The organism is Kitasatospora sp. NPDC002543, from assembly GCF_053594915.1.
In genome coordinates this window covers 51,947-59,590 of the sequence record NZ_JBSFWR010000047.1, presented here as the reverse complement: position 1 = coordinate 59,590, position 7,644 = coordinate 51,947, and the positions used below count along the sequence as shown (strand labels likewise).

Below are 7,644 nucleotides of genomic sequence, written 5' to 3'. Positions count from 1 at the left end.
GCGACATACGCATGGCACGGGAACCAGCATATTGAACACGCATTCGATTAAGGGGATTTGTCGCCAAGCCGCAGGCTTGGGCATTTCCTGGCGGAAATGCGGCGGTGCTGACGCACCGCCAGGTGCGGGGGTGACGCCTGGCGGCGTCACCGTGCGTGGTGGCCCGAGGCTGCGCCTCGGGGGCCCGGCTGCGCCGGGCGAGGGTGGTTGGGGCATTCGCCTGCGGCGAATTGGTGTGGGGGTGATGGCCCCTAACGGGGCCTCAGTTGTGTGGGGTGGCCGGTGTCGGTACGGCACGGGCCTGACGGCCCGCCATAGGGCGCGTTGACGATGTGGCGCATATTTCCGGTAATGCCCCCTCCCCTGCGGGGAGGGGAATGCGCTGACTCCTGCGTTGACGATATGGCGCGAAATTCAGGAAATGGCTCTCACTTCGATCCGGGCAGGGGCAGCGCCTATTTCAAAGGGATCCGGTGCCCTGCGGGCACCGAATGCCGGCCTTCTCCAGGACGCTGGCAGCCCCCTGCAGAGCCTGGTGGCCCGTCAGTCTGCCAGGACCGCACGGGCGCAGCGGGCGGCAGCGCTTGCCGTCCGCTGCGGGGATGGTGAGCCCTGGCCGCTTTGGGTTCCCCAAGAGCGCTTCAGACCGGCGTGCAGCTGCCCAGGCCACGGCAGGCTTCCTCCACAACGGCCTGACGGGCGACTGCTCGGACGGGGGCGCAGGAACAGGCCGCAGCACGGTGAGCTCTGGTCGGCCTACGGCCGACAACCGGGAGTAGCGGACTGACGGCCTCTGTTCACTCAGCAGACCAGCGGGGTGGACAGTCGGGGCAGGCGCCGTCTACACCAAGGGCGGCGGCTGACGCCGGTCAGCGGGTGGTGAGGGCGTTCAGCAGGGTGATCTGCTGCGGGTTGAGCTTCCTGGCGGAGGCGTGCCGCATCTGCTTGCTCAGCCAGGATCCAGGGCGGAAGTGGGGGTCGCTCGCGTGCCCGGTGCGGTTGGCCGGGCCGATGAGGGTGCCGCCCTCGGCGAGGTAGGCGGTCAGGCGGCGGTAGGAGCGGTTCCAGTCGGGCTCCAGCTGCCAGAGCGGGTCGAGGGCGTCGAGGGCCTGGCGCTGGTGGTCGGTCAGGTTGTCAGCTTTGCGCTGGCGGCGCATCCAGGAGCCGACGGCGTAGCCGTCCAACGTTGCTTTGGCGGGGATGGCGAGATGGCCGGCGCGGGCCGCCCACGCGCGGGCGTAGGCGTGGCCGCGTTCCCAGGCGCCCGCGTTCTTCGACCAGATCATGCCGAGTGCGTCCAGTTCGGCGATGCGGGCGGGGGCGAGTTCGCCGCAGCCCTTGAGGTGGCGCTGCCTGGTGATCCAGGCCATCAGGGGGCCATCGTGGCCGGGGTCGGTGGGGTCCAGGTGGTGGTGTTCGGCGTGGAAGGCCGCTGCCTCGGCGTACATGCGTTCCCACTCGCGCCAGCGCGGGCCGTCTTCCTCGAGTCTGCGGCGGCACCTGACTGCGTCGGTCAGGTGCGGTGGCACGTCGAGGACGTCGACGAAAGCGGTCCAGTCGGGGCCGTCCGGCAGCGCACCCGCAAAGGCGTAGCGGGCGGGGTGCTCGGCGGGGTGGGGGTGCTGGGGTGGGCGCAGGCGGCAGTGCTCGGCGCTCTGCAGCAGAGGCGCCAGGGCATGCTCGGGCGGGACGAGGAGGCGGGTTCCGGTGCTGGTGAGGCGGAGGTAGTGGGCGGCGGCGTCCAGCAGGGGGCTGGCCCAGGGTGGGGGGCGGTGCGTGGCGCAGCGGGCGGGGGTCCGGCCGTGGGGCGGGGCGTGGAGGGTGAGGGTGGCGCGGGTGGGGTGGTAGTCGGCCGGGGTGGCGGTCGCGAGGTGGTGGAAGGGTGCGCCGGTGACGAGGGCGGTCGCGAGGGCTGCGGCGTGTTGGGGGTGGGCGAGGCGGTGGATGCGCTCGACGGCCTCGTGGAGAAGGCCATCGGACGGGGGGTGGCTGATGATGCTGGGCGGAACGGGGGTGCAGGTGCAGGGGGGTTCGGGGATGTCCGACAGAGCGAGACGGGCCAGGGCCGGGATGGTCAGCCAGTTGAGGCCGGAGGCGCGTGGGATGGGCGGGAGCGGCGGGCCCGGTGCGGGGCGGCCGGGCAGGGGGCGCGGGGAGAGGCCGGTGGTGGTCGTGTGCGCGGTCGCATGCAGGGCTGCGGTGAGGGCGGGCGGTGGGGTGCGGTGGCAGACGATGGTCAGGTGGATGCCGGTGCGTTGCTGCAGGTCCAGCAGGAGGCGCCAGGTGGTCGGAGCGAGGAGGTGGGCCCGCAGGATGGTCAGATGGTGGACGGAGGTGGTGAGGATCCAGGCCGCCGCGGCCGCCCACAGCGAGCCGTGGGCTCTGCTCCAGGGGCCGGGTGGCGTGTAGGGCTTGCCGAGGGCGGCCAGGATGTCGTGGGCGAGGTCGTCGGCGCGGGTGGTGCCCGGCGTCGGGTGGACGGTGATACGGCCGGTGGCCGGGTGGTGGGCGGCCAGCGCTGCCCTGGTGCATGTCACGTCGTCGCCGACATCCAGGGCGAGGGTGACACCGGGCGCCGGGTGCGGGCTCACTGCCCGATGCCGATGCGGTCGTAGACCTGGCACAGCAGCTGCTCGTCGATGCGGGTGCGGCCCTGCGCGGCGAGACCGTCGGTGGCGAGTTTGGTGATGCGGGCCCAGGCGCGGAAGTTGCCGTGCGCAGCCTGCTTGTCGACCAGGGCGATCAGATCGGCATCGACGTCTTCCCACAGCGGGTGGAAGGCCGGGATCGTCGCCAGGACTTCCGGGAGGGTGAGCGGGACAGCGCGCTGCCAGATGTAGATACGGGAGGCGAGCATCGGCTCGCGGCGCAGCACCTTGGCGCAGCCGTCGCCGCCGGCGAAGACGACGGCGATGTCGGTTGAGGGGTCATCCCAGAGGTAGCGCCAGTACTCGAAGCACTCCCTCGACATCCACTGGGCCTCGTCGCAGACCAGGACGTGGAAGCCGCGGGCGAGAGCGTCCTTGAGGACGGCGTCGAACTCGATCGGCCGCGCGGGCGGATCGCCGGGCAGGCCGAGCGCGCGGAACAGTTCGTGGCGGATGTCGCGCGGGGTGGGCCGGGCCCGGAAGGCGATCCGGTAGGAGTTGTGCGGTGCGAGCAGGCGCAGCGAGGCGTTGACCGACAGGGACTTGCCGTTGCCGGCCGTGCCGGTGATGCACATCATCGCGCGGGCTTCGAGGGTGGCGGCGATGTTGTCCCGGGCGGTGCGCAGCGTCTCGGTGGCGACGGTGCAGGCGCCTTCCAAGTGCAGGTAGTGGTCGGCGCGCTCCGGCGGCAGCATGCCGGGACGGACGGCGGGTGCGGTGGTCACGGTGCTGGCTCCTACGGACTCAAGAGATGGGAACGGGCAGGCAGAGGGGCCGGTGGAGCGAGTGAGAACGCCAGCGCGGGCCGGGCCGCGGCGGTGGGTCAGGCGAGAGCTGTCCTGTTGGCAGGGCCTGGGTCCGGGTTGCGACCGCAGTGGGTGGTTCAGGCTGGCGGTGCCGGTGCCGGGTGTCTGTCATCGGCGGGATCGGGTTCGGCGGGCGTGGTGGCGCGGGGAAGGACCCAGCCGTCCGGAACCGGGGCGTGCGGGAGCAGCCCGGGCAAGGCCAGCGCCTGAAGGTCCCGGCCGTCGGCCGCCTCCAGCTCGGCCGCGGCCTGCGCCGCGGTCAGCGTCTGGAGTGGCTCGGGGGTTCGGGGGGTGGTGACGGCCGCGTACCGTTCGGTGCGGAGCTTTTCGGCGGCGGCCAGTGCCTTCTTCAGACGGCGCTGCTCGGCCGATCTGGTGCGGCGTACGGCGGCCCGCTGCTCGTCGGTGGCCGCGTCGGCCAGGTGAGCGGCGCCCAGGCGGGCGCCGGTGACCGCGTCGACGACTTCGATCTCGTGGGAGTGGTGGGGCAGGAACCGGATGCGGACCTTGATCCCGTCGCCGGCCAGGCCCTGCATCCAGTCGCCGACGTAGTAGCGGCCCCGCCAGTACACGCCGCTGCTGGTGAGCGTGCGGGCACGGCCGTCGTCCTCGAGCGTGAAGGCCCACAGCTGCCCCTGCTTCGGATCCTCGATCGGGGTGGGGTCCTCCAGCCACGCCTGCAGCGGAGTGCGGCCGGCCAGGGCCTGTGAGGTGTGCTCGGTGTTCCACCAGTTGACCCAGCCCAGGAGCAGTTCCACGAACGCGGTGAACGTCAGCGGCGCCGTGGCGTCCTTGGTCCGGGCGCGGCGGCGGACGGAAGGTGTGGGGGCGTGCGTGTAGCGGGGCAGCGAGGCGAAGAGCATCCGTTCCGCGCACCGGTTGAGGTTCTCGACCGTGCCTTTCAGGTGCGGGCTGTAGGCGGGCAGGTCGTGCACGGGGATGGCGAGAGCGCCGAGCGCGGCGGTGACGGTACGGGAGAGGAAGTCCTTTCCCCGGTCGATGCGCACCAGGGCCGGCAGGCCGCCGACCGGCCCGTAAGGGCCGTCGGGTTCGTCGCGGGAGATCGCGGTGCGCAGCGCTGCCAGGATCGCGTCCCGGGACGGGGTGTGCGGGGTGATCGCGGCGCCGGTGACGGCATTCGTGGCGCAGTCGATGAACCAGGTCACCCACGGGCACACCAGCTCGCCGTTCAGCTCGACCTCGACCGGGACGTGTTTGTGATCGCCCTCCCAGCAGGCGTTGCGTGCTGATGTCCGAGTGCGACGACCGGGCCCGGCGCCGCTCCGAGCGCCGGATCAAGGCCGCCGGATTCCCCCGCGACAAGTCGCTGCGGAAGTTCGACTTCGACGCGAACCCGAACATCGACCCCGCGATGATCCACACCCTCGCCACCTGCGAGTGGATCAAGAAGAGCCTGCCGCTCTGCCTGATCGGTGACTCCGGAACCGGCAAATCCCACCTGCTGATCGCGCTGGGCACCGAGGCCGCGATGGCCGGCTTCCGGGTCAAGTACGTGCTGGCCACCAAGCTCGTCAACGAGCTCGTCGAGGCCGCCGACGAGAAGCAGCTCGCCAAGACCATCGCCCGCTACGGCCGCGTCGACCTTTTGTGCATCGACGAACTCGGATACATGGAACTCGACCGCAGGGGCGCCGAACTGCTGTTCCAGGTCCTGACCGAGCGCGAGGAGAAGAACAGCGTCGCCATCGCCTCCAACGAGTCCTTCGGCGGCTGGACCAAGACCTTCACCGACCCCCGTCTCTGCGCGGCCATCGTCGACCGACTCACCTTCGGCGGCAACATCATCGAGACCGGCACCGACTCCTACCGTCTCGCCACCACCCGCGCCCGCGCCGAACAGCAAACGGTCGGCTGACAACTGCAACTGAGTGCGGTGTTCGGGGAGATCGTTGGGCGGGAGCCCGAACACCGCACCGGGAGGTCAGCCCGCGAGCACCCGCCGCACGTTCTCAAGACGCGCACGGTGATCCTCGATCCAGCCGGCTGGCGGCAAGAGAGGAAGGCTGACCGTCACCTGCGACGACGGACCGTCATGGATCGACACTCCGATCACACCAGGCCGCAACGGCTTGATCCCGAGCTGGACCGACCGACCGGAGTTCAGCCACGAGACCAACCGACTATCAGCGAGCTTGTCGAGGGCTTCCTCCCACGCGTCGAGGTCATCGGACGTGATGCCGACAGGGAAGCTGCCGTTGATGGTCTCGGTCTCCACAACGAACTCGCAGTCGAGGAAGTCGCTGCCCGGGACCCGCTCCAGCACCCGGAGAGAGACCACGTGACCGCTCGTTCCCGGCGGATCAGCGAGGTGAATCAGGTCGCCAAGGTCGTCATCCATCACAGTCCCTCTCGTCGGCCTCGAATAAGGGGCATCATTCCGGAGGCCACCGACACGCCCGCCCCCAGCCTGGGTGCTGTCAGGTCTGGCCGATATTCCGCGGCCTGTTGATCACCACCTGCTGCCCAAACTCGTCGATAAGTGCTGTCACCTCTCACCTACGCAGCCAGACACCGCCTGCCGGGTGGCTGGGGGATGCGCCCGCTCCGGTGTCCTGGGCCGAGGAGGGAACCCGATCGATGAATGCGGCCGGACGGTTGGCGTGGGTGTACTCGTCCGCGATGTTGAAGACACTGGCGCACACCGGGCATTCCGCCTCGCCGAAGAGGTGGGCGATCCCGTCGGCGAGCGCCTTCTGCCCGTCGCGGACCGCGGTCCGGTACATCCACCGGCCGGTCCCGGTCAGCTCCTCGGCAACGGCCGGTCGCAGTTCCCGTCGCAGCTCCTCGTCGCCGTCCCACACCTGTGAGTAGCACCCGAACCGGCCGACGGCGATCTTCATCCCCGCAGCGCAGTGCGGGCACTCCAGCTCGTAGATGTCATCCGTGAAGCCCTCCAGAGCGTTCGCCCAGTGGTACTCCTGCACGACGGCGAGCAGAGCACGGAAGGAGACGAGATAGTCGGTCGGCCGTGACCGCAGGTGCCGGTCCAGCGTCTCGCCGAACTCCGCGATCGTGCCGGCGCAGTCCGCCAGCAGGTCGTCGCAGCCGTGGTGCCCGGCCGCGCGCTCGAGGATCCGCCCCGTCAAGGCGCGCGCCTGCGCGCTGCGCGGCGCGAGGCTCACCAGCTGCGGCAGGGCGGCGAAGCCGGCCGGAAAGACCAGGTCGCCCTCAAGGACGAGCCGCCAGCCCAGCTCCTGCCACGCATCCGCGTCGTCCCGGCGTTCCAGCCGCGCCAGAAGCACCGGGACGCGATCGACATCGAAACTGCTGTCACGTATGCGTGCCCAGTCCACCACCCCGGTATTGAACACCGGCCACCCGGCATCCAGGGCTGGAGCCCGCCATGCTGGCTGGCAAAGCGATCTGCATCATGATGTCACCTGGCGGCGTCTCCTGATGTCACCACACATCCGCACCCCGGTGACACCCACGACTCCCCCGCCCCCACACGCCGCCGTCAACAGGGGCTAGTGACACCAGCTGATCCCCCAGTGACAACAAACAACAGATTCGCAGTCACAACCCCACCCCCGGGGGCCCTCCCGCGGTCCCGGCCGGTGGGGTGCTCGGGGGCGGTTTCGCCTTGTGGTTGCTGGGTTCGCGGCCCCGTCCTCCGTCCCCGGGGCGGGGCCTGCGGCCCTCGGGAAGCACCTTCGGGACGCCGGTCCGGCTCGGGCCTCCCCACCCGGGTGGCAGGCCCTCACGGACGCCCCGCACGGCGGCCCCTGACGGGCCCTCAACCACAGACCCCCGGACGGACTCCGAAGCGAATCCGGCAGCGTTTTCGGAGGCGCTTAAATGGCTTTCACACAGATCCATTCTACAATCCCCTGGCGGACGCTGGAGACGAACGGACAACCTCATGGAGACCGTCCATCACTGCTCTATCAGGCCGCACCAGCGGCGGGAATAGGAATTCCCTCCAACTCCATTTCGAGCGGCAATCCGAACCCACTCGGAGGCACAGCGACAAGGAATCGAGTTCGGACACCTCGAAAAGGGGCCTACGGCCCTCCCAGACCGACACAGCGACCGCCCTTCCCGACCACCCAGGAAATCCGGCCCAGCATCACCCGGACAATTCCCGAAGCAGCGACACCAAACCGAACACCGGACCAGGGCAGCCACCAGGGCTCAGCAACGGGCAGCCCCGGCCGCGAGCGGGACAC

The 7,644-nt window shown here is 70.3% G+C and carries 5 protein-coding genes and 1 pseudogene; 1 reads left to right on the top strand and 5 read right to left on the bottom strand.

Going from position 1 to position 7,644, the window contains the following annotated elements:
• Positions 1-869: 869 nt before the first annotated feature.
• From ACWD4P_RS20955 to ACWD4P_RS20945, 3 genes are all read right to left on the bottom strand, one after another.
• The gene (locus ACWD4P_RS20955; RefSeq protein ID WP_449780563.1) at positions 870-2,591 is read right to left on the bottom strand and encodes a helicase associated domain-containing protein; all 1,722 of its coding nucleotides are present in this window, start codon (positions 2,589-2,591) and stop codon (positions 870-872) included.
• The gene (locus ACWD4P_RS20950; protein WP_449780562.1) at positions 2,588-3,373 is read right to left on the bottom strand and encodes an ATP-binding protein; all 786 of its coding nucleotides are present in this window, start codon (positions 3,371-3,373) and stop codon (positions 2,588-2,590) included. Before ACWD4P_RS20950 ends, ACWD4P_RS20955 begins: the two co-directional genes overlap by 4 nt.
• Before the next feature lie 158 nt (positions 3,374-3,531).
• On the bottom strand, positions 3,532-4,620 hold the full coding sequence (locus ACWD4P_RS20945) for a Mu transposase C-terminal domain-containing protein (protein WP_449780561.1): 1,089 nt from the start codon (positions 4,618-4,620) through the stop codon (positions 3,532-3,534).
• A 77-nt stretch (positions 4,621-4,697) separates the two neighbouring features.
• Here ACWD4P_RS20945 and istB point away from each other — a divergent pair.
• Positions 4,698-5,330, top strand: a pseudogene (gene istB / locus ACWD4P_RS20940) (IS21-like element helper ATPase IstB); the annotation flags it as partial.
• A 66-nt stretch (positions 5,331-5,396) separates the two neighbouring features.
• Here the strand turns inward: istB and ACWD4P_RS20935 are convergent.
• Together ACWD4P_RS20935 and ACWD4P_RS20930 are read right to left on the bottom strand one after the other, a co-directional pair.
• Positions 5,397-5,813 carry a DUF5959 family protein gene (locus tag ACWD4P_RS20935; RefSeq protein WP_449780560.1) on the bottom strand — a complete coding sequence of 139 codons (417 nt, stop codon included), beginning with the start codon at positions 5,811-5,813 and terminating at the stop codon, positions 5,397-5,399.
• A gap of 154 nt (positions 5,814-5,967) precedes the next feature.
• Positions 5,968-6,771 (bottom strand): hypothetical protein, encoded by an 804-nt coding sequence (locus ACWD4P_RS20930; protein WP_449780559.1) that lies wholly within the window; start codon positions 6,769-6,771, stop codon positions 5,968-5,970.
• Between the last annotated feature and the right edge of the window lie 873 nt (positions 6,772-7,644).

Coding starts and splice junctions, on each gene's coding strand:
- ACWD4P_RS20935 (WP_449780560.1), bottom strand. CDS start 5,813: ATGGATGACGACCTTGGCGACCTGATTCACCTCGCTGATCCGCCGGGA.